The organism is Rhodococcus sp. UNC363MFTsu5.1 (assembly GCF_000686785.1).
Lineage (GTDB): Bacteria > Actinomycetota > Actinomycetes > Mycobacteriales > Mycobacteriaceae > Rhodococcus_G > Rhodococcus_G maanshanensis.
In genome coordinates this window covers 420,725-442,054 of the sequence record NZ_JMLO01000001.1, presented here as the reverse complement: position 1 = coordinate 442,054, position 21,330 = coordinate 420,725, and the positions used below count along the sequence as shown (strand labels likewise).

Below are 21,330 nucleotides of genomic sequence, written 5' to 3'. Positions count from 1 at the left end.
TCGACGCTGTGACATGTGCCCACCTTCGGCGGGCGTGAGAACTGCCCGCCCTCCGGCGGCCACGTGAACCGGATGGAGCCTACCGATCAGTACCCGACAACTGTTCAGTTCCGCCGACGCCGCGAGCGGGCCCACCACCACAGCGCGCCGCCGACGCCGACCACGAGCCCCGCGCCGACGCCCGCGGCGATCAGCGCCCCTCGGTCCACCTGTAGGGCGATCCCGACCTCCCCGTCCGTGGGGGTGACCAGACCCGTCGCCCCGTACAGGACCCGTATCGGCGGCAGCGGTCCGCCGTTCGCCTCGGACGCACTGAGCAGGTCCCCAGCCGGGGTGAAGGCGATGGCCTCGCCCTGCGGCTGGTCCGGCATCGGCACCCGGATCGGCTCGGCGCCGGTCAGCGCCGCCACGATGTCGCCGTCCGGCACCGGGTACAGGTACACGTCGGTGTAGGTGCGCAGCGCCACCACCGTGCCGTCCTCGCTGACCGCGCCGCCGGTGATCATGGTCGAGCCCGCGAACGGGACCGGGCCGCCGGGCGTCTCGGTTGGCTCGAAGGCGATCTGCCCCAGCCGCTCCAACGCGGTCGGTCCCGGGCTCGGCAGCTGCTCGGCGCGCAGCGCGCCCGCGGGCCGATAGATGCCGCTCGCTCCGAACAGCTCCTTCGTCACCAGCACCGGGACCCCGTCCCGGCCCAGGAGGATCGCCTCCGCGTCGTGGGCGCCGTCCGGGTAGGTGAGCCGGCGCAACGTGCCCGCGCCGGTGGCGGTATCCATGTCGGTCAGCGCGACGGTGGCCCGCGCACCGGCGTTGTCGCCGGTGTCCGAGAGCCACAGCCGCCCGTCCGCCTGCGCGAGGTCCTCCACGTCGAACGGGTCGACGGGCAGGGGCAACGTGCCGATCACCCGGCACTGATCGTCGAGAACCCGGACCGAATCGTCCGTCCCGCTGTCGGCCGCCGCGTAGATCCCGTCATCGGTCGCCGCCAGACCGGACAACTCCTCCAGCGCAGAATCCGTTGGAGTGCAGAGGTTCTCGAACTCGACCGGGGCCGCCTCGATCGAACCGGGGGCCGCGCTCGGCTGGGCCGACGCGGGCGCCGCGGTGAGGGCGGCCGAAGCCAGGACGGTGACGGCCACCGCCGCGAGGCGGCTACGCACCGAGGTCGACCAGTGCGGTGGCGCCGCGCAGCACCTGGATCGGCGCCAGGGGGCCGCCGTTCGCCTCGGACGCGCTGAGCAGGTCGCCGTCCGGGGTGAAGGCGATGGCCTCGCCCTGCGGCTGGTTCGGCATCGGGACCCGCACCGGCGTGCGGGTCAGCGCAGCGGCGATGTCGCCGTCGGGCGCCGGGTAGAGGTAGACGTCCGTGTAGGTACGCACCGCGACGACCCGGCCGTCGGCACTGACCGCGCCGCCGGTCACCAGGATCGACCCCGCGACCGGCATCGGGCTGCCGGGGGTGTCGGTGGGCGCGTAGGCGATCTGCCCGATGCGCTCCATCGGCGCCGGGCCCGGGCCGAGCTGGTCAAGGGTCGCGCCGCCTGCCGGGCGGTAGATGCCGCTGGCCGCGAGGATCTCCTTGGTGACGATCACCGGCCGCCCATCGCTGCCGACCAGCAGCGTCTCCGCATCGTGCGGGCCGTCCGGGTAGGTGAGCCGGTGCATCGAGCCGGCTCCGGTGACGGGATCCAGGTCGGTCAGCGACACCTGCTGGCGAACCCTGTTGTTGTCGCCGGTGTCCGAGAGCCAGAGCCGGCCGCCCGCCATCGCCATGTCCTCGACGTCGACCGGGGTCGGCGGCACGGCCACCGTGCCGGTGACCCGGCAGTCGTCGTCGAGCACCCACACCTCGTCGTCGGTGCCGCTGTCCCCGATCGCGTAGATCTTGTCGCCGGTGGAGACCAGTCCGGAGATCTCCGCGAGCCCGGGATCGGTTGGGGTGCAGAGCGTCTCGAAGCGCGCGTCCGACGCCGCGGAACCCGACGAGGACCCTGCGGAGCCGGTGGGCCCGCTCGATCCCGGCGCGGCCCCCGCCGGGGCCGCGGCGACAACGGCCGACCCGACCACCGCCAGCGCGAGGACCGTCAGCCGGCTACGCACGGGCGCGCCCGGCAGATCCGGCCGCGGTGCCCGCGGCATCGAGACAGGCAGCAGCGCCCGGTTCCATCATGTCCATTCCCGTCCGGTCAGGCGCTGTGTCGGTACTCCCGGAGTGCGGAGGCCAGCGCCTCCGGCACCTTCGCGCGCACCAGTGTGCCTTCCGCCTCGTGCGAGGACCCGAGAATTCGTCCATCCGCGTGGATGCGCGCCACCAGGTCGCCGCGGGTGTACGGCACCAGCACGGTGACCTCCACCTCCGGCGCCTTCACGATCTCCGCGAGCCGCTCCCGCAGCTCGGCGATCCCCTCGCCGGTCCGGGCGGAGACGAACACCGCCCCGGGCAGGAGCCCCCGCAACTGGGTGAGCGTCACCGGGTCAGCGGCATCGATCTTGTTGACCACCAACAATTCCGGCGGCGCGGGCGAGTCGGTCTCGCGGAGCACCTCGGTGACCACCTCGCGCACCGCCTTGATCTGGTCGGTCGGCAACGGATCGGATCCGTCGACGACGTGCAACAGCAGGTCGGCATCGGCGACCTCCTCCAGCGTCGACCGGAAGGCCTCGACCAGCTGCGTCGGCAGGTGCCGCACGAACCCGACGGTGTCGGTCAGCACGTACTGGCGACCGTCCTCGAACTCGGCCTTGCGGGTGGTCGGATCGAGGGTGGCGAAGAGTGCGTTCTGCACCAGCACGCCGGCGCCGGTGAGGGAGTTGAGCAGGCTGGACTTGCCCGCGTTGGTGTATCCGATGATCGCGACCGAGGGCACCTCGTTGCGCAGCCGCCTGGTGCGCTTGGTGTCGCGGGCGCCCTTCATCTCCTTGATCTCGCGACGCAGCTTCGCCATCCGCTCGCGGATCCGGCGGCGGTCGGTCTCGATCTTGGTCTCGCCGGGTCCTCGCGTTCCCACGCCGCCGTCCTTGCCCGCGCGGCCGCCTGCCTGCCGGGACATCGACTCACCCCAGCCGCGCAGCCGCGGCAGCATGTACTGCATCTGCGCGAGCGCGACCTGCGCCTTGCCCTCGCTGGAGGTGGCGTGCTGGGCGAAGATGTCGAGGATCAGCGCGGTCCGGTCGATGACCTTGACCTTGACCACCTTCTCCAGCGCGTTGAGCTGGGCCGGGGTCAGCTCGCCGTCCGCGATGACCGTGTCGGCTCCGGTTGCGAGCACCACCTCGCGCAGCTCGTTGGCCTTGCCCGAGCCGATGTAGGTGGCCGCATCGGGCTTGTCGCGCCGCTGCACGAGCCCCTCCAGCACCTCCGAACCCGCGGTCTCGGCGAGCGCGGCCAGCTCGGCCATGCTGGCCTCGGCCTGAGCAACGGTGCCCTGGGTCCAGACGCCGACCAACACCACCCTTTCGAGGCGGAGCTGTCGGTACTCGACCTCGGTGATGTCGGTGAGCTCGGTGGACAGTCCGGCGACCCTGCGCAGCGCTGCGCGCTCGTCCAACTGCATCTCGCCGACCGACGGGTCGTGGCCCGTCCAGCCGGTGTCGTGGTCGCCTGCGTCGCGGTCATCGGCGCCGTGATGATCGGCGTCGAGATGATCGAGGATCGGTGTCTTGGTGATACGCGGTGATTTCGTCATACAGGACCCATGGTCCCACGACCGACCCTCCCGGTGCACGTGCATTTAGGCGAGCGCGTTCCACCAGTCGTCGTCGATGCGCCCGGAACCGACCAGTACCGACGGCCCCCGCAGTTCGGCCGCGCCATCGCGCACCGCGACCAGGACCTCGCCACCCGGCACCCGCACCCGGACCTCGCCCTCCTCGCGCCCGTCGGCCCGCAGCGCCGCGGCGGCGGCCGCGACGGTGCCGGTGCCGCAGGATCGTGTCTCGCCGACCCCACGCTCATAGACGCGCATGTCGACCACTCCGTCGACCAACGGGGTGAGGATCTCGATGTTCACCCCGTGCGGGAAGAAGTCCGCCGCGAACTCGGGCGCCGCGGTCAGGTCGAGCGCGGCGAGCTTGTCCGCGGTGAGCGAGTCCTCGACGCAGGCCAGGTGCGGATTGCCAACGTCGATGCCCAGCCCGGTGAACGTCTGACCGCCAACGGTGGCGCTGGAGATCCCGAGCTCGGTGACCGTGCCCATCCCGACGCTCACGTCGGCGGTCCACCCGTCGCAGCTGTGCACGACGACGGGCCTTGCGCCGGCGCGGCTACCGACCACGAACTCGGCCGCTCCCTCGAGGCCGGTGGCCCGGAGATAGTGCGCGAAAACCCGGACCCCGTTGCCGCACATCTCGGCGATCGAACCGTCGCCGTTGCGGTAGTCCATGAACCAGTCGTCGTCGCCGACGCCCTCGGGCAGCGCGTCGAGGACGCCTGCCGCGCGCAGGGCGCCCGCCCTGGCGACCCGCAGGACGCCGTCGGCGCCGAGTCCACGACGACGGTCGCACAGCGCGGCCACCCGATCGGCGCGCAGATCAAGCCGCGCGTCGAGGTCCGGCAGCACCACGAAGTCGTTCTCGGTGCCGTGGCCCTTGCTGAATTCCATGCCGATCATGCTACCGAGCGGCGGGTACGGTTCGCCGACCCCGGCGAACAGCGCCATCCGCGCGGCGAGCCTGCCGGCGAGGGCTGCCGCCGACCCATCGGGACGCGAGGTCCAGTCCGAATCCCATTCGTCGCTCATCGACGCTGCCTCGCAATCTCGTAGAGGCAGACCGCGCCCGCGCTCGGTGCACCGAGTGAGCTGGCCGCGCCGCCGATCGGAATGTTCACGGTGACATCGCATGCCGCGCGCCAGGATGCGCTCATCCCACGGGTCTCGTTCCCGATGACCAAGATCGTGCCTCCGGTGAAGTCGTGCTCGAAGATCGCCACGTCGCCTGCCTCGTCGGTGCCGACGATCCGCAGCTCGGTTCCGCCGTCGCGGACCCGAGCCCGGTAGGCCAGTACCTCGTCCGCATCGGCGACCGTCAGCACGGGCACCGCGAACAGCGAACCCGTCGAGGCGCGCACGCACTGCGGGTCGTAGGGATCGGCCGCGTGGCCTGCGACGATCACCGCGTCAGCACCGAAGGCGTTGGCCGACCGGATGAGGGTGCCCAGGTTGCCGGGCGAGGACGGCCGGTCGAACACCACCAGCAGGGGCGACCCACCGCCGAGGGCGAGCGAGCCCAGCCCGCGGTGCCGCTGCTTCGCGACCGCGATCAGCTCGGGCGAGGCGTCCTTCTCCCCCAACTCCGCCATGAGTTCGCCACTGACGCCGACCTTCTCGTGCTGCCAACCGGCGAGCACCCCGCGGGCCCATGACGAGAGCGGCGGTCCGTCGATGCGGTACAGCAGCGCCTCCAACGGCCAGTCGTGCTCGATCGCGAGCGTCAGCGGTCGCACACCCTGGATCAGGAACCGCGCCGACTTCGTCCGCTTGGCGCGGGTGTTCAGGTACGACTCCCACTGCTGAAAGCGCGCGTTGCGCACCGTGACCCGCGCGTCACGGGCCGCGAGTCTGCTCACCGGCTTCTTGCTCACTGGCTCCCCACAATCGTCATTGCTCTAGAGATCACATCGCGGTCACCGCCGTCTAGCCAGTGCACCCGCTGGTCGCGACGAAACCAGGAACGCTGCCTGCGCACGTACCGCCTGGTCCCGATCAGCGTCCGTTCCCTTGCCTGCTCCATGTCGTACTCACCGTCGAGCGCGGCCAGCACCTGGGCGTAGCCGATGGCCCGCGGGGCCGTCACACCCTCGCGCAGCCCCACCTCGATCAGGCCGAGCACCTCCTCGACGAGCCCGCCCTCGAACATCAACCGGGTGCGCAGCCCGATTCGTTCATCGAGTTCCGCTGTGTCGCGATCCACGCCGAGAATAACGGTCCCCCAACGCGGTTCGCCGATCGCGGGGGCGGAAGCGGCGAACGGCCTGCCGGTCAGCTCGACGACCTCGAGGGCCCGCACCATCCGTCTGCCGTCGGTCGGCAGGATCGTCGCGGCGGCCTCGGGGTCCGCCTTGAGGAGTTCCGCGTGCACCCCCGCGACACCGCGCTCCGCGAGCACCGCCTCCCAGCGCGCCCGAACCGTTGCATCGGTTGCGGGGAACGACCAGTCGTCGAGCAACGACTGCACGTACATCATCGAACCGCCGACGATGATCGGCACCGCGCCACGGCCTGCGATCGCCTCGACGTCAGCCCTGGCCGAACTCTGATAGTTGGCGACGGTGGCCGTCTCGGTGACATCGAGCACGTCGAGCTGGTGGTGCGGGATGCCGCGGCGCTGGTCCGGTGGCAGCTTGGCGGTGCCGATGTCCATGCCGCGGTACTGCTGCATGGCGTCGATGTTGACGATCTCGCCGCCGAGCCGCTCCGCGAGGTCGAGCCCGAGGTCCGACTTGCCGGTCGCGGTCGGGCCGACCACCGCGATCGGTACCGGTGTACGCACGGTCACGGCAACCACATGCCGACGTGGTAGCCGACGCCGTAGGGCGCGCCACGGTAGTAGGTCCGGCACTCGCTCGGTTCGCCACCGAACAGCCCCGCGAGCACCTGCCAGGCCGCACGCCCCTCGATCCCGATGTCGAGGCAGGCCACCGGATCGAGTTCCGCCAGGTACTCGGCGTCTCCCGAGTCCAGCGCCCGGTCCAGTTCGGCCTGCGCCTCGGGTGCCCGCTCGTCGAACGAGCCGGGCGCCTTGGCCGTCAGCGTCCTGGCACCGTCGGCGATCACCAGCACGCCGTGGGGCTGCGGGTCGGCCTCGAGGCGATCACGCAGCCGGGCGCCGAGCTCGGCGCAGTACACCGGCGAGGTGTCCTCGGCCACGATGATCGCGTCCACCACGGTCTCGGTCGGGGCCGCGGCGCGCAGCCAGCCGGCGATCAGGGCGGCCAGCGGCAGCTCCGGGTCCAGACCCGAGGCGGCAGGCGACAGCGCGACCCGCACGTCCGCCCCGTAGCCGCGGAAGGTCCCCGCCGCGGTCGCCGGGATCTCGCATTCCGTGCGTCCGACGCCGATCGCGGTCCAGCGCGTCGCGAGCGCGCCGAGCCGGGCGGCCACGCCCCTCGAGGCCACCCGCAGCTCGTCGGTCTCCGCCGCCGCGCCGCCCGCCAACTCGGGTATCAGCAGGGGTGGCGAGGGGACGAGAGCCGCGGCGGTGAACACACTGGGCCACGGTAGTCGACGGCGGAATCCCCGACTTCGGGGTCTGACCTGTTTCAATAGTCCTGGCCACTTGCAGCGGGTTGAATGGAACCCACACGTACGAGTGGCACCGAGACCTACGACGCACCGGCAGCCGTGACGCGCGGCAGAGATGAGGAGTCATGACCGACAGCAGCGCACCCAAGCCAGGCGCCCCCAAGCCCGGAGCACCCAAGCCCGGAGCCCCCAAGCCCGGCGCGATCAAGCCGTCGGCCGCCGGACCCGCCCCCGCCGTGACGCACCCGCCGACCCTGGCACCGCCGAGCGACCCCAGCCTCTTCGGCCGGGTGGACGAGGACGGCACCGCCTGGGTCAAGACCGCCGAGGGCGAGCGCCAGATCGGTTCCTGGCAGGCAGGCGACGCGGCCGAGGGCCTGGCCCACTTCGGTCGCCGTTACGACGACCTGGCCACCGAGGTCGCCTTGCTGGAGGCCCGGCTCGCCTCGGGTGCCGGAGATGCGAAGAAGACCAAGGCCGCCGCCGTCGCGCTCGCGGAGTCGCTGCCGACGGCCGCGGTCATCGGCGACATCGACGCACTCGCACGCAGGCTGGACGTGATCGTCGCGGAGTCCGACCAGGCCGCGGCGGCCGCGAAGGTCGAACGCGAGCACGAGCGGGAGGAGCACACCCACCGCAAGGAGGAGCTCGCCGCCGAGGCGGAGCAGATCGGCGCCGAGTCCACCCAGTGGAAGGCCGCGGGCGATCGGCTGCGCGAGATCCTCGAGGAGTGGAAGACGATCCGCGGGGTGGACCGCAAGGTCGACGACGCGCTCTGGAAGCGGTACTCGAAGGCCAGGGAGGCGTTCAATAGGCGTCGTGGCGCGCACTTCGCGGAGCTCGACCGCGACCGCGCCTCGGCGAAGGTCGTCAAGGAGGAGCTCGTCGTCCGTGCGGAGGCCTTGTCGGACTCCACCGATTGGGGCCCGACCGCGGCCGCCTTCCGCGACCTGCTGACCGAATGGAAGGCCGCCGGGCGGGCGCCACGCGATGCCGACGACGCCCTGTGGAAGCGGTTCAAGGGCGCCCAGGACGTGTTCTTCGCGGCCCGCAACGCCGCCGCGTCGGAGCGCGATGCCGAGTTCGACGAGAACGCCACCGCGAAGGAGGCGTTGCTGCGCGAGTACGGGAACATCGATCCCGAGAAGGACCTCGAGTCCGCCCGCACCGCCCTGCGCGAGCTGCAGGACAAGTGGGACGCGATCGGGAAGGTGCCGCGCGAGCGCATGCACGATCTCGAGGGCAAGCTGCGCGCGATCGAGAAGCAGGTTCGCGACGCCGTCGATTCCCAGTGGCGCCGGACCGATCCCGAGGCAATGGCCAGGGCCGCCCAGTTCCGCGAGCGGGTCGCCCAGTTCGAGGACCAGGCCGCGAAGGCGACCGCCGCAGGCAAGACCAAGGACGCGGAGAAGGCACTGGCCCAGGCTCAGCAGTGGCGCGAGTGGGCCGAGGCCGCCGAGGGCGCGGTCAACGGACGCTAGCCTGCCCTGGTGTCCGCGGCTCCCGCGGACACCAGGTGCCGGGCCGAGGCCACCAGCAGGATCACGCACACCACCACCGCGGGCCAGATCAGCACCAGCCCGACCCATCTGAGCCAGGGCGCTCCGATCGCGGCGGCGACCGTGATCGTTGCCGCGGCGGTCATCCCCATCGGGAACGCGGTCGACCAGCGCCGGACGTCGAATCCGAGGCGGGGCCACCGCATCTCGCAGATCACCAGCGCCGCGTACCCGGCGAGATCAAGGGCCAGGATCACCGCGGCGCCGACCCGGATGACGGTGTGCGGCCAGCCGTTCCAGCCTGCCGCGTCCATCGCGACGACGAGCTTGCCCGCAGCGAGAGCGCTGATGGCCAGCCCGCCCGCGCACACCCAGTGGTCACCCGCCCCGACCCTGAACTGCACGAACGAGAAGCGGGCGAAGACCACCGCGTAGGCGACGAGGCCGAGAACGAACAGCGCCCCCGCGACCGCGGTCAGGGAAGGCTCGTGCAGCGCGACCGCGAGGGTTGCGCCGAGGACCACCAGTCCCTGCGTCGCCACGCACAGCAGGAAGTGCGCCCCGACAGTCGGTCCGGTCCAGTGACCGATCACCGCGGGCATCAGCGACACCCACACCAGGGCTGCCAGGCACAGCGCGAGCACCGCGATCGCGTCCCAGCCGAGCAGGGCGACCCGGGTGCCGAGGACCGTGGTCGCCGCGACCGCGGTGAGGGCGGCCGGGGTGTCGGCCTCCGATTCCCAGCGGGCCCGATCGCCGACGAGCCGCCAGAGGAAGATGCCGACGAGCATCGCCCAGATGCCGATCCCGATGAGCAGCCAGATCCTGGAGAACCACTCGATACCCGCCAGATGGAGCGCGACCGAGACGATCCCGGTGGCCATGGCGGCGGCACCGGCGCCCGGCGGCACCGCACTCAGAGCGCGGTCCGCGGCGACTAGCTCCTGATGGCGACTTGGCACGGACTCAGCATGACGGCAACGACGGCGCCGCGCCGGACGATCCGGTCGCGACACTCAGTCGTTCTGGTCGCCCCAGATCGTCCGCTGCTCGGCCTCCGCAGTGCGCTGCCTGCGTTCCTGCTCCGCGGCGAGTTGCAGGGAGGTGCGACTCCAGACCACCTTCAGCCAGTGGAAGGTCAGGACCAGCACCGCGATCCAGCCGAGGATCAGGCCGATCCCCGGTCCGCCGCCCGGGTCGGTCGCGGGCAGCGTCTGCCGGGACCAGATGGCCAGCATGCCGAACACGAAGGCCACCGCGCAGCCCGCCGACGCGATCCAGGCCAGCGCCCAGCGCCGGGTGACCAGCGCCAACACGCTCACTCCGACACCGAACACCATGGCCAGCCACACGAACACGCGGGAAGGCAGGGCGATCGACTCCGCGATGGCGGTGTCGTCGCCCGCCAGCACGTCCCACCCGTTCGCGGACCCGGCGTGGGGCAACATGAACGAGAGCAGCAGCGCCAGCACGGCCACCGCGACGACGACCGCGCGCATCCCGGGGTCGATCTCCCCGGCCACCTTCCGCTCGGCAGCCTCGATGTCCTTGCGGATGTGTTCGATCGGGTCCTCGTGCTTGTCCTTGATCATGCTCCACATCCCGTTGCGGTCGGCAGCGGCGCGGGCGCGCCGATCTGCGGTAGTCCCAGTCCCACCCCGATGGGTGGGGTCTTCGGTGTGATGCCACGTTCGTGCGAGTCGCCTGCGCGGGTGCGCCGGTGGCTGAGCACCGGGCCGTCCGCGATCAGGTGGTGCGGGGCCGCGCCTGTGACCACGGTGGTGACGACGTCGCCGGGCCGGATGTCGCCTGCGGCGGACCCGGCGCCCTCCGGGCGGAAGTGCACCAACCGGCCGTCGCGGGCCCGGCCACTCATCCGGTGCGTGGCCGCGTCCTTGCGACCCTCGCCCGCGGCGACGAGCAGCTCGACCTCGGCGCCCAGTAGCTTCTGGTTCTCCTCGAGGGTGATCTGCTCCTGCAGCGCGATCAGCCGGTCATAGCGTTCCTGGACGACCGCCTTCGACAGCTGGCCCTCCATCTCGGCGGCCGGGGTACCGGGCCGCTTGGAGTACTGGAAGGTGAAGGCGCTGGTGAAGCGGGCCTGCCGGACCACGTCGAGGGTCTCCTGGAAGTCCTCCTCGGTCTCCCCGGGGAAGCCGACGATGATGTCGGTGGTGATCGCGGCGTGCGGCATGGCCGCGCGGACCTTCTCGATGATGCCGAGGAACTTGGTCTTGCGGTACGAGCGGCGCATCGCCTTGAGCACGCGGTCGGAGCCCGACTGCAGCGGCATGTGCAGCTGCGGACACACGTTGGGCGTGGTGGCCATCGCCTCGATCACGTCGTCGGTGAACTCGGCGGGATGCGGGGAGGTGAAGCGGACGCGCTCGAGTCCCTCGATGTTCCCGCAGGCGCTGAGCAGGGCGGCGAAGGCGCCCCGGTCGCGGGGGACCTCGGGGTCGGCGAAGGAGACGCCGTAGGAGTTGACGTTCTGCCCGAGCAGGGTGACCTCGAGGACACCCTCGTCGACAAGGGCCTGCACCTCGGCGAGGATGTCGCCGGGGCGGCGGTCCACCTCCTTGCCGCGCAGGGCGGGCACGATGCAGAACGTGCAGGTGTTGTTGCAGCCGACCGAGATGGACACCCAGCCCGCGTAGGCGGACTCACGCTTGGCGGGCAACGTGGACGGGAAGGCCTCGAGGGACTCGAGGATCTCCACCTCGGCCCGCTGGTTGTGGCGGGCCCGGTCGAGCAGGGTGGGCAGCGAGCCGATGTTGTGGGTTCCGAAGACCACGTCCACCCATGGCGCCTTCTTGACCACGGTCTCGCGGTCCTTCTGCGCCAGGCATCCGCCCACCGCGATCTGCATGCCCGGGTGCGAGGCCTTGGTCGGCCGGAGCATGCCGAGGGTGCCGTACAGCTTGTTGTCGGCGTTCTCGCGGACGGCGCAGGTGTTGAACACCAGCAGGTCGGGCTCGGCCCCCGGCGCCGCCTTCGTGTAGCCGGCATCCTCGAGCAGGCCGGACAGGCGCTCGGAGTCGTGCACGTTCATCTGGCAGCCGAAGGTGCGTACCTCGTAGCTACGCGCCGCCTCGTTGTCGATGTCGCTGTGCGCAGGGGAGGTCTCTCGGTCGATCGTGTCCACGTCAACCAGGGTACGGCCCCGTCCGGGGCCGCTCGCACGCCCACGTTGCCGACCGGCTCATGCCGACGGCGCGGGCCCCGGTACGCCCAGCCGCAGTGCCTCCGCCGCCACGCTCGGCAGCCCCGACAACCGCCGGTTCATCGACGTCGCGATCCCCGCGCCCTGGACCTTCGCCCGGTCCGCGTGCGGACCCGCATACATCTCGTCGACGGTCCGGTGCCACAGCTCGAGCCAGCGGTCGAAGTGCGCGGCTCCGAACGGGTGCTGCGAGCGAACCCTCTGGTGCACCCGGAACGCGCTGCCGCGGTAGCTGCCCGCGCCGAACAACACCGTCTCCCAGAAGTCGCACATCACCGGCAGGTGGGACTCGAGGCCCTGCTCGCGCACCTCGGTGAACGGCTCCGCGAGCAGGTCGTCGACCAGGGCCCGGCCGTAGAAGCGCCGGAGCAGGGCTTCCACGTCGGCCCGGCAGGTCAGGTCCCCGGTCATGCGCTCTCCTTGCTTTTCCTCGCCTTCGGCCCAGCCAACCTACCGGGGCCACGGCGCGGCGCGGCGCGCAAAGGTCGCGGTGCGCCGTCCCGACCCCCTAGGGTCTTGGGCTATGACGAACGCGGGTGAATCGGGGGCTGCGATCTCGGTGGCCGACTCCCCCACCATGATCTCGATGAAGTCGGTCCAGAAACACTTCGGTGACCTGCACGTGCTTCGCGACATCGACCTCGAGGTCCCCACCGGCCAGGTCGTGATCGTGCTCGGCCCCTCTGGGTCCGGCAAGTCCACGCTGTGCCGGACGATCAACCGGCTCGAGCCGATCGACTCCGGAACGATCGCGATCGACGGCAAGGAGTTGCCAGCCGAGGGCCGGGCGCTCGCCGCGCTCCGGGCCGACGTCGGGATGGTGTTCCAGTCCTTCAACCTGTTCGCGCACAAGACGATTCTCGAGAACGTGATGCTCGGGCCGATGAAGGTGCGCAAGAAGAGCAAGAGCGAGGCCAAGGCGCGGGCAACGGAACTGCTCGAGCGGGTCGGCATCGCCAACCAGGCGGACAAGTATCCGGCGCAGCTCTCGGGCGGGCAGCAGCAGCGGGTCGCCATCGCGCGAGCGCTCGCGATGAACCCCAAGGTGATGCTGTTCGACGAGCCCACCTCCGCGCTGGATCCCGAGATGGTCAGCGAGGTCCTCGAGGTGATGATCTCGTTGGCCAAGGAGGGCATGACGATGCTCGTGGTCACCCACGAGATGGGGTTCGCGCGCCGCGCGGGCAACCGCGTCCTGTTCATGGCCGACGGTCTGATCGTCGAGGACACCGATCCCGAGACGTTCTTCACCGCACCGGCGACCGACCGCGCCAAGGACTTCCTCGGCAAGATCCTGGGCCACTGAGCCCGGGTCCCTCATCGGGTTCACGGCCTGACCTACCACCCGTCACCACTGTTCTGACCACAGAGAGGAACACCATGAGGATCAATCGCGCACTACGACTCGGCGTCGGCATGGTCGCGATCGCCGTCGTCGCCACCGCGTGCGGCGGCGACGAGCAGAAGAGCGCCTCGGAGAGCGCCGAGAGCGGCAAGCTCACCGTCGGCATCAAGTATGACCAGCCCGGCCTCGGCCTGCGCAATCCGGACGGCACGTTCAGCGGCTTCGACGTCGACGTCGCCACCTATGTGGCCGACAAGCTGGGCGTACCCGCCTCCGGCATCACGTTCAAGGAATCCCCCTCCGCCCAGCGCGAGACGCTGATCCAGAACGGCGAGGTCGACTACATCGTCGCGACGTACTCGATCACCGACGCCCGCAAGGAGAAGGTCGACTTCGCAGGCCCCTACCTGACCACCGGCCAGTCGCTGCTGGTGCGCTCGGACAACACGGACATCACCGGCCCCGAGTCCCTCAACGGCGGCAAGAAGCTCTGCTCGGTGACCGGGTCGACGCCCGCGCAGAAGGTCAAGGACAACTACGCCAAGGAAGTCCAGCTGCAGGAGTTCGACACCTACTCGGCCTGCGTCGAGGCGCTGCGCAACGGTGCTGTGGACGCGGTGACGACCGACGCGGTCATCCTGGCCGGCTACGCCGCCCAGTACCCCGGCCAGCTCAAGGTGGTCGGGCAGCCGTTCACCACCGAGAACTACGGCATCGGTCTCGCCAAGGGCGACACCGAGACCCGCAACAAGATCAACGACGCGATCGAGGAGATGATCGCGGACGGCTCCTGGAAGGCCTCGCTGGAGAAGAACGTCGGCCCGTCCGGCTACCCGATCCCGGCTCCGCCCACCGTCGACCGCTACTAGTCGCCGACTACCGCCGACGGGATCGGTCCGACCGGTCCCGTCGGCGGCCGTCACCGCACCATCTGCCCCGGGGAGAGGCCACGTGGACATACTCAGTGAGTATTGGGATCAACTGATCTCCGCATTCTGGATGACGATCAAGCTGACCGCGCTGTCCGCGGTGGGCGCGCTCGTCCTCGGCACGATTCTGGCCGCCATGCGCGTCTCCCCCATCCCGGTGGCCCGGTGGATCGGCACCGCCTACGTGACCATCTTCCGCAACACCCCCCTGACGCTGATCATCATCTTCTGCTCGTTTGGCCTGTACCAGACGTTGGGCGTCAGCCTGGCGCCGGAGAACTCACCGACCTTCCTGGTGGACAACAACATTCGGCTCGCGATCCTGGGCCTGAGCGTGTACACCGCCGCGTTCGTCTGCGAGTCACTGCGCGCCGGGATCAACACCGTGCACGTCGGCCAGGCGGAGGCCGGTCGCTCCCTCGGCCTCACCTTCGCGCAGAACCTCCGACTGATCGTGCTGCCGCAGGCGTTCCGGTCCGTGATCGCGCCCCTGGGCAGCGTCCTGATCGCGCTGACCAAGAACTCGACGATCGCCTCGGTGATCGGAGTCGCCGAGGCGTCGCTGCTGATGAAGACGATGATCGAGAGCGAAGCCGCGATCTTCGTTGTCGGCGGCATCTTCGCCCTCGGGTTCGTGATCCTGACCCTGCCGATGGGCCTGCTGTTCGGCTATCTGGGCAAGCGGCTGGAGGTGGCCCGATGACCGCCGAACCGACCCTCCTCTACGACGCCCCCGGCCCGAGAGCTCGCAATCTGTACCGACTGCTGTCGGTGGCGGTGGCGGTGGCGCTCGGCGTCGTCGGATACCTCGTCTACCGCGCGCTGGACTCGAAGGGCCAGCTCACCGCCGAGAAATGGAGCCCCTTCACCGACTCCACCTCGTGGACGACATACCTGCTCCCCGGCATCCGAGGCACCCTCATCGCCGCGGCCATCTCGATCGTGCTCGCGCTGATCCTCGGCGCGGTGCTCGGCATCGCCCGACTGTCCGATCATCGGGTGATCCGTGGCTCGGCCGGCTTCATCGTCGAACTGTTCCGCGCCATCCCGGTGCTGATCCTGATGATCTTCGCCTACCAGCTGTTCGCCGACTACCAGGTCTTCAAGGCGAAGTACCTGGCACTCGCGGCGGTTGTCACCGGACTGACGCTCTACAACGGCTCGGTCATCGCCGAGATCGTCCGCGCGGGCATCAGGTCGCTCCCCAAGGGCCAGACCGAGGCCGCGAAGGCGCTCGGCATGCGCAAGAGCATGATCATGCGGACCATCCTTTTGCCGCAGGCGGTCACCGCGATGCTGCCCGCGCTCATCTCCCAGATGGTGGTCGCACTGAAGGACTCCGCGCTCGGTTACCTCATCGGCTACATCGAGGTGGTCCGTTCCGGGCAACAACTCGGTTCGTTCTACGGCAACTACCTCCCGGCGTTGTTGGTGGTGGCCGCGATCATGATCGTGCTGAACTCGGCGCTGACGATGCTGGCCACCCGGGTCGAGAGGCGACTGCGAACGGGCAAGCGCGGCAAGGTGACCCCGGTGCCCGCGGGCGGCGCGGCCGCCGCCGCGCCTGGCATCGACATCACCGGCGACTGATCAGGGTTTCAGCGCGGCGCAGACGCAAGATCGTTCGCGGCCAGCGCGAGAATCTCGTTCGCGTGACTGACGGCAATGAAATGACCGCCACCACTGATCGGGTGCCAGACGGCCCCCGGGGTCTTCTCGGCCACCGTCTTGTTGATGACCTCTGGGACCAGGGAGTCATCGTTGCCCTGCCAGAAGTGCACCGGCCGCGTCACGCCGGCCATATCGAACGGCCAGGCCTCGTAGAGCAGGGTGGCGTCGACGACGAGTCCGTCTGCGCCTTGCCGGAAACACTCACGCCCTGCCGCCAGAAACCACTTCATGACCTCCCCGTCGGCCAGCACCTCCCGATCCGCGGCGCCGACCGACTTGGTGATCGCCTTCGCGTAGCGATCCTCGAAGTGCGTGGCGCTCATCCCGAGCAGCTCGTACATGAGCGTGAATCCGGGATGGAAGTGAAGCGCAAGGCGACCGCCGAGCGCGTCCACACTGCTCAGATACTTCGCTGCCCAGTTCGCTCCGAACGTGCCGTAGTTGCCGCCGGCGATGCACGTGACGTGGGCGAGGCGCGCGGGGTCCAGGTATGCGGCGGCGGCGAGGGCCCACGGCCCACCCTCTGACCAGCCGGTCACCGCGAATCGGTCTGCGCCCATGGAGTCGGCCAGCAGCAGGAGATCATCGGTCCAGCCCTCGAAGGTGCGGCCCGGCTGAGGATCTGACCCGCCCATGCCCGGCCGATCCGCGCACACGAACCTCAACCCGTTGGCCGTCGCACCACGATCGAACAGCTCGGCCTCCAGCCGACTCGAGGGTCCCCCGTGGTTGTGCAGCACGAGTGGACCGCCCGGGTCACCGGCTTCGAGGTAGGTGAGAGTCCGGTCACCGACCTGGATACTTCCCTCGCGTGTCACGTGGACTCCTCACAGTGTGGGCCGGACACCACAACTGGGTAGGTCCGGCGTCGAAACTGCAGGTACTCCGATCGCCTCCATGCTAAGCATGACCCACCCCTTGTCTCGACTGAAAGGGATATCGCCGCCCTCGATTCGCCAATCGGTTCGTGGATCGACGGCGACGTGCGTCAGGGGACGACTACGTCAGTCGAGACGGGAATGCTCGGGCCATCGGTCCGCATGGTGAGCCGAACCCGTCCCGGACCCGTGCCGACTTGCATGACCGTCGGGAAGGAACTCGTCTTGGAGGCGGGTATGTACCGACTCGCGGTGCCACTCTGACCGGTGTCGAGGTTCCGCCAATCGATGACTGCAGTTACGTTGCAGGCCAGGGTGGTCGACCCCCATTCGCCCAGCGGCGAGAAGCCCTGTGTGATTCGCAGTTCGACCGAATGGACCGCCCCCGGCACCTCGGAGTACTGCCCCAGGGGTCCGTCGAACGCGGTCCCGGAGGCAGTCAGCATGCCGGCACAGATGCCATCTCCCAGCGTCCACACCGGCGCCATGTTGACGGGTGCCTGGGCGCACGTTCGTGGTCCGACGTTCGACCACCCGAGCTGGCAGGGGTCGGCCACGTCGGTGGCACCGGCTACGCCCGGCGCCGCAACGAACATCGCGGCGCCGATGAGCGCGGTAACTGTGGCCGAGGTAGTTCTGTATGAAATTGACATGCCCTGAGCATCGTTACGTGCTCCGCGTTCGGTGGGCATTTGCCCCGCATTCCCGGATTGTGAGAAGTGTTGGTACGAAGCGGATGAGCAAGGAACCCACGTCGCGTTGAACGTGATGACCGTGGTCCGTGCCTCATCAGAATGCGGGCCGGGCAATCGACACCACTCCATGACCGACTACGGCGCGCCTACCACCGAATCGTCTTCCGCCACGGTATAATTAGAGTGCATGCAATCATGCGATTCTGCCCAGGTCGAAGCCTTCCTCGCGCGCTATGCCGACGCCGACAGCGCCGAACAATTCGCGCCACTCTACGAACCCCAGGTGCTGGTCGGAGATCCTGACAGCAACCAGCACATCAGCCGCGAACAGTTGCTCGCCGGCATCGACGCGCGATCCGAGCTGTTCGCGGCGATCGGCTACAGCGGCACCACCCTCGACTCGCACTCCGCCACCTGGCTGGGCGAGCACTACTGTCTCGCCAGCACCACCTGGTCCATCCCGCTACGGCCGCGCTCCTCGGACCCCGTCACCCTCACGATGGTCTCGGATTTCCTGTTGCGCCGGCGCGGCGACGAACTGCGAATTGCCGCGTACCTGACCCGCACGTCGATGCTCGACGAACTCAGAAGGGTGGGGGTTCTGCCCGCCACGGGAGAGGCGCGCTAGCCGTCCACCATGCCGTCGAGATCCGAACCGGCCTGCGCGAGTTCACTCTTCACCACATCAAAGGCCATCGACTGCGGGTAGCCGCGGCGGGCCAGCATGGACACCAGCCGGCGCACGGCCCGGTCCCGTTCGCTGCTGCGCCCGCCCGGTCCGTCCACCTCGAAATCCAGCGACATGGTGCGCAGCTTCCGCTGCACCAATTCGATGGCGCGGGCACGCTCGTCGTCACCGTCGATCTGGTCCAGCGCCTGCGCCGCAATCTCCGGTGCGACCCCCTTGGTGCGCAACTCCATCGCCAGCGCGCGCTTGCCCTTGCCGGAGAAGGTGTGCCGCGAATGCACCCACTGAGCCGCGAAGGACGCGTCGTCGATCAGTCCGACCACGGTGAGTCGATCGAGCACCCGCACAGCGACATCCTCGTCGAAGCCCTTGTCCGCGAGCTTCTTCGCCAGTTCTGCCCGGCTACGCGCCCGATCCGTCAGGAGGCGCAGGCACAGATCCTTTGCCTGCGCCTCCTGAGCGGCCGGGGTCCGGGTGTCATCGTCACCGGAGCGCACAGTGGACCTAGAAGTCGACGGGGGCAGCAGGCGCCTCGTCCGCCGTCACGTCGGCGCCGATGCCCAGCTTCTCCTTGATCTTCTTCTCGATCTCGTCGCGGATGTCGGTGTTCTCCAGCAGGAACTTCCGGGCGTTCTCCTTGCCCTGACCCAACTGGTCACCCTCATAGGTGAACCAGGAGCCCGACTTCCGGATGAAGCCGTGCTCGACGCCCATGTCGATCAGCGAGCCTTCCTTGCTGATTCCGTGACCGTAGAGGATGTCGAACTCGGCCTGCTTGAACGGCGGCGCCATCTTGTTCTTGACGACCTTGATGCGGGTGCGGTTACCGACCGCATCGGAGCCGTCCTTCAACGTCTCGATTCGCCGGATGTCCATCCGGACGGACGCGTAGAACTTCAGCGCCTTACCACCGGTGGTGGTCTCCGGCGAGCCGAACATGACACCGATCTTCTCGCGCAGCTGGTTGATGAAGATGACGGTGGTGCCGGAATTGCTCATCGCGCCCGTGATCTTGCGCAGCGCCTGGCTCATCAGGCGAGCCTGCAGACCGACGTGGCTGTCGCCCATCTCGCCCTCGATCTCGGCGCGGGGCACCAGCGCCGCCACCGAGTCGACGACCAGGATGTCGAGCGCGCCCGAACGGATCAGCATGTCCGTGATCTCCAGCGCCTGCTCACCGGTGTCCGGCTGGGAGACCAGCAGCGCGTCGGTGTCGACGCCGAGCTTCTTGGCGTAGTCCGGATCCAGCGCGTGCTCGGCGTCGATGAAGGCCGCGATTCCGCCGTTGGCCTGCGCGTTGGCGACCGCGTGCAGGGCAACCGTGGTCTTACCCGAGGATTCCGGACCGTAGATCTCGATCACGCGACCACGCGGCAGACCGCCGATGCCGAGGGCGACATCCAGCGCGATCGACCCGGTCGGAATCACCGCGATGGGCTGACGGGACTCGTCACCGAGGCGCATCACCGAACCCTTGCCGAAGTTCTTGTCGATCTGCGCCAGTGCGAGCTCGAGCGCCTTGTCGCGATCGTGTGCCTGTGGTGCCATCTTCGGTTCTCCTTAAGTCAACGACTCGTCCAGCGATCTGGGGTTCATCAGCGATCTGTTTCAAGCGATGCCGTCACGTTAGAGCGGGGTACCGACAAGTTCGTGATCAGTCGACTTGTCCAGGAACAACGTCGCCGATCCGTTCGATCACCGAACACATCCCCAGCATAGGGGAACACCTGTTCGAGTCAATCTCCGCGGCGGCGTGGCGCCGTACCGATCGATGGACCCGGTTCACCAGCGGGCGCGCGGGACCTCGAACTCGGCACACAGCGCACGCCAGACCTCGCGGGGATCGCGACCAGCCTCGATGGCCTCGGCCGCGGTCTTGCCGCCGAGGCTGATCAGGACGTGGTCCACCAACAGCGAGTCGCCGTACAGCCGGCCGAACTCGCCGTGGACCATCTCGTTGAACTCGGTCAGTCGCACACGGCAACGGTAGCGCGCATCGTCACCGGGCCGCCGCCCTGCACACCGCCACCGGGTCCGCCACCTCCGTCAGGCCCGCCGCCGCGCTCGCCGCGGCCGCACCGAACCCGGGTTCGGAGAGCACTCGCAGGACGGCAGCGCGCAGGGCGTCCACCCCGAGCGGGCGCACCACCACCGCGCTGCCCTGCCTGGCCGCGCGGTTCGCCAGTTCCCACTGGTCCCCTCCGCCGGGCACCGTGACCGCGGGGACCCCGGCCAGCAGGGTCTTGGCGAGCATCCCGTGCCCGCCGCCGCACACGACCGCCGCGGACTGCGCGAGCAACGCGTCCTGCCTGCCCAGCCCCGCGCGAGCCCAGTCCGGCAGCCCGGTCGGCGGCTCGTCGAGCATCGAGGCGACCACCCGCACGCCCGCGCCGTCGAGGGCCTGCAGCGCCGTCTCCAGCATGCCCTCCGCGCCGGTGAACGCGGTCGAGGGCGCGATCATCACCAGCGGCTCGTCGCCCGGCGGCGGCGTCAGCAGGTCCGCGGTCGGCTCCCACAGCAGCGGGCCGACCACGTGCGCGTTCTCCGGCCAGTCCGGCCGCGACACCTCAAGCGCGGGCAGCGTCGCGATCAGCCGGGCCACCGGGCCGGGGTCCGTCGCGGGCAGCCCGACGGTGACCCTTGCCTCGGAGCGCTGCCGCAGGCCCTGCTTGATCGACCGGCCGGTCGCCGCCCGCATCAGCGCGTCGCGGGTCTTCCCACGCAGGCCCTCCCCCGGCGCGAGGCCGCTGCCGATGGGCGGCAACCCCTTCGAGGCCGAGTACAGCGGGTGCGGCGACAACTCCACCCATGGCACGTCGAGGCGTTCGGCTGCCATCCCGCCGCCCGCGGTGAGGATGTCGGAGACCACCAGGTCAGGGAGCATGGCGCTCAGGTCCGGCAGCACCTCGGTCGAGATGTGCGCCGCCCGCGAGTGGATGCGCTGGCCCGCGTCCATGTCATCGTCCTCGGGCCGCGGCGCCAGGCCCTTGAGCTTGCGCGCCGTGATACCGGCCTCCCGCGCCGCCTCCAACCAGCGGACCCCGGTGAAGAGAACCGGATCGTCACCGGCCGCAATGAATCTCAGGCAGAGCGCGATGGCTGGAATGGCATGACCCGGATCCGGTCCGGCGACGACGGCGACTCGCATCCGATCAGCGTGC

General features: G+C 69.7%; 22 protein-coding genes. 6 read left to right on the top strand and 16 right to left on the bottom strand.

Annotated elements, in window-relative coordinates:
- Positions 1 to 104: 104 nt before the first annotated feature.
- The 7 genes from BR31_RS0102095 to BR31_RS0102065 form a co-directional block, all read right to left on the bottom strand.
- Entirely contained in the window at positions 105 to 1,160 is a 1,056-nt protein-coding gene (locus tag BR31_RS0102095; protein WP_027499498.1) for a hypothetical protein, read from the bottom strand.
- Entirely contained in the window at positions 1,153 to 2,100 is a 948-nt protein-coding gene (locus BR31_RS27195) for a hypothetical protein (RefSeq protein WP_037175384.1), read from the bottom strand. Before BR31_RS27195 ends, BR31_RS0102095 begins: the two co-directional genes overlap by 8 nt.
- Before the next feature lie 86 nt (positions 2,101 to 2,186).
- The gene (gene hflX / locus BR31_RS0102085) at positions 2,187 to 3,686 is read right to left on the bottom strand and encodes a GTPase HflX (protein ID WP_027499497.1); all 1,500 of its coding nucleotides are present in this window, start codon (positions 3,684 to 3,686) and stop codon (positions 2,187 to 2,189) included.
- Between the two features lie 45 nt (positions 3,687 to 3,731).
- Positions 3,732 to 4,601, bottom strand: coding sequence for a diaminopimelate epimerase (gene dapF, locus BR31_RS0102080; protein ID WP_027499496.1), 870 nt, complete (start codon positions 4,599 to 4,601; stop codon positions 3,732 to 3,734).
- Positions 4,602 to 4,735: 134 nt separating this feature from the next.
- Entirely contained in the window at positions 4,736 to 5,581 is an 846-nt protein-coding gene (locus BR31_RS0102075; protein WP_051636880.1) for a TrmH family RNA methyltransferase, read from the bottom strand.
- On the bottom strand, positions 5,578 to 6,489 hold the full coding sequence (miaA, locus tag BR31_RS27190; protein ID WP_037175383.1) for a tRNA (adenosine(37)-N6)-dimethylallyltransferase MiaA: 912 nt from the start codon (positions 6,487 to 6,489) through the stop codon (positions 5,578 to 5,580). Before miaA ends, BR31_RS0102075 begins: the two co-directional genes overlap by 4 nt.
- Before the next feature lie 2 nt (positions 6,490 to 6,491).
- Positions 6,492 to 7,205, bottom strand: coding sequence for a class III extradiol ring-cleavage dioxygenase family protein (locus BR31_RS0102065; protein WP_027499494.1), 714 nt, complete (start codon positions 7,203 to 7,205; stop codon positions 6,492 to 6,494).
- Positions 7,206 to 7,366: 161 nt separating this feature from the next.
- Here BR31_RS0102065 and BR31_RS0102060 point away from each other — a divergent pair, with 161 nt between their 5' ends.
- A complete protein-coding gene (locus BR31_RS0102060) occupies positions 7,367 to 8,722 on the top strand; it encodes a DUF349 domain-containing protein (protein WP_027499493.1) in 1,356 nt (451 codons plus the stop codon).
- Here the strand turns inward: BR31_RS0102060 and BR31_RS27185 are convergent.
- The 4 genes from BR31_RS27185 to BR31_RS0102040 are packed head-to-tail and all read right to left on the bottom strand — an operon-like array spanning position 8,719 to position 12,374.
- The gene (locus tag BR31_RS27185; protein WP_051636879.1) at positions 8,719 to 9,702 is read right to left on the bottom strand and encodes a tellurite resistance/C4-dicarboxylate transporter family protein; all 984 of its coding nucleotides are present in this window, start codon (positions 9,700 to 9,702) and stop codon (positions 8,719 to 8,721) included. The genes BR31_RS0102060 and BR31_RS27185 overlap by 4 nt on opposite strands.
- Before the next feature lie 54 nt (positions 9,703 to 9,756).
- A complete protein-coding gene (locus tag BR31_RS0102050) occupies positions 9,757 to 10,332 on the bottom strand; it encodes an Rv2732c family membrane protein (protein WP_231496340.1) in 576 nt (191 codons plus the stop codon).
- On the bottom strand, positions 10,329 to 11,885 hold the full coding sequence (gene miaB / locus BR31_RS0102045) for a tRNA (N6-isopentenyl adenosine(37)-C2)-methylthiotransferase MiaB (protein ID WP_081830270.1): 1,557 nt from the start codon (positions 11,883 to 11,885) through the stop codon (positions 10,329 to 10,331). The genes BR31_RS0102050 and miaB overlap by 4 nt, the downstream gene beginning before the upstream one ends.
- A gap of 57 nt (positions 11,886 to 11,942) precedes the next feature.
- Positions 11,943 to 12,374, bottom strand: coding sequence for a group III truncated hemoglobin (locus tag BR31_RS0102040; RefSeq protein ID WP_027499490.1), 432 nt, complete (start codon positions 12,372 to 12,374; stop codon positions 11,943 to 11,945).
- Between the two features lie 166 nt (positions 12,375 to 12,540).
- Between BR31_RS0102040 and BR31_RS0102035 the strand changes: the two genes are divergently transcribed.
- The 4 genes from BR31_RS0102035 (at position 12,541) to BR31_RS0102020 (ending at position 15,827) form a co-directional block, all read left to right on the top strand.
- Positions 12,541 to 13,269: an amino acid ABC transporter ATP-binding protein gene (locus BR31_RS0102035; RefSeq protein WP_156042346.1), complete on the top strand. Its 729-nt coding sequence runs from the start codon at positions 12,541 to 12,543 to the stop codon at positions 13,267 to 13,269.
- A gap of 74 nt (positions 13,270 to 13,343) precedes the next feature.
- Entirely contained in the window at positions 13,344 to 14,177 is an 834-nt protein-coding gene (locus BR31_RS0102030; RefSeq protein ID WP_027499488.1) for a glutamate ABC transporter substrate-binding protein, read from the top strand.
- Positions 14,178 to 14,259: 82 nt separating this feature from the next.
- On the top strand, positions 14,260 to 14,940 hold the full coding sequence (locus tag BR31_RS0102025; RefSeq protein ID WP_027499487.1) for an amino acid ABC transporter permease: 681 nt from the start codon (positions 14,260 to 14,262) through the stop codon (positions 14,938 to 14,940).
- Positions 14,937 to 15,827, top strand: a complete 891-nt coding sequence (locus tag BR31_RS0102020) for an amino acid ABC transporter permease (RefSeq protein ID WP_027499486.1) — start codon at positions 14,937 to 14,939, stop codon at positions 15,825 to 15,827. Before BR31_RS0102025 ends, BR31_RS0102020 begins: the two co-directional genes overlap by 4 nt.
- An 8-nt stretch (positions 15,828 to 15,835) precedes the next feature.
- Here BR31_RS0102020 and BR31_RS0102015 read toward each other — a convergent pair whose 3' ends face one another.
- Complete coding sequence (locus tag BR31_RS0102015; RefSeq protein ID WP_027499485.1) at positions 15,836 to 16,726, bottom strand: alpha/beta fold hydrolase; 891 nt, start codon at positions 16,724 to 16,726, stop codon at positions 15,836 to 15,838.
- Positions 16,727 to 17,668: 942 nt separating this feature from the next.
- Here BR31_RS0102015 and BR31_RS0102005 point away from each other — a divergent pair.
- Complete coding sequence (locus tag BR31_RS0102005; protein WP_027499483.1) at positions 17,669 to 18,109, top strand: hypothetical protein; 441 nt, start codon at positions 17,669 to 17,671, stop codon at positions 18,107 to 18,109.
- On the opposite strand, the gene recX is transcribed toward BR31_RS0102005, so the two are convergent.
- From recX to BR31_RS0101985, 4 genes are all read right to left on the bottom strand, one after another.
- Positions 18,106 to 18,666, bottom strand: a complete 561-nt coding sequence (gene recX / locus BR31_RS27180) for a recombination regulator RecX (RefSeq protein WP_051636878.1) — start codon at positions 18,664 to 18,666, stop codon at positions 18,106 to 18,108. The genes BR31_RS0102005 and recX overlap by 4 nt on opposite strands.
- A 7-nt stretch (positions 18,667 to 18,673) precedes the next feature.
- The gene (gene recA / locus BR31_RS0101995; protein ID WP_027499482.1) at positions 18,674 to 19,717 is read right to left on the bottom strand and encodes a recombinase RecA; all 1,044 of its coding nucleotides are present in this window, start codon (positions 19,715 to 19,717) and stop codon (positions 18,674 to 18,676) included.
- Between the two features lie 234 nt (positions 19,718 to 19,951).
- Positions 19,952 to 20,146 (bottom strand): DUF3046 domain-containing protein, encoded by a 195-nt coding sequence (locus BR31_RS0101990; protein ID WP_027499481.1) that lies wholly within the window; start codon positions 20,144 to 20,146, stop codon positions 19,952 to 19,954.
- A gap of 22 nt (positions 20,147 to 20,168) precedes the next feature.
- On the bottom strand, positions 20,169 to 21,317 hold the full coding sequence (locus BR31_RS0101985; protein WP_027499480.1) for a glycosyltransferase: 1,149 nt from the start codon (positions 21,315 to 21,317) through the stop codon (positions 20,169 to 20,171).
- Between the last annotated feature and the right edge of the window lie 13 nt (positions 21,318 to 21,330).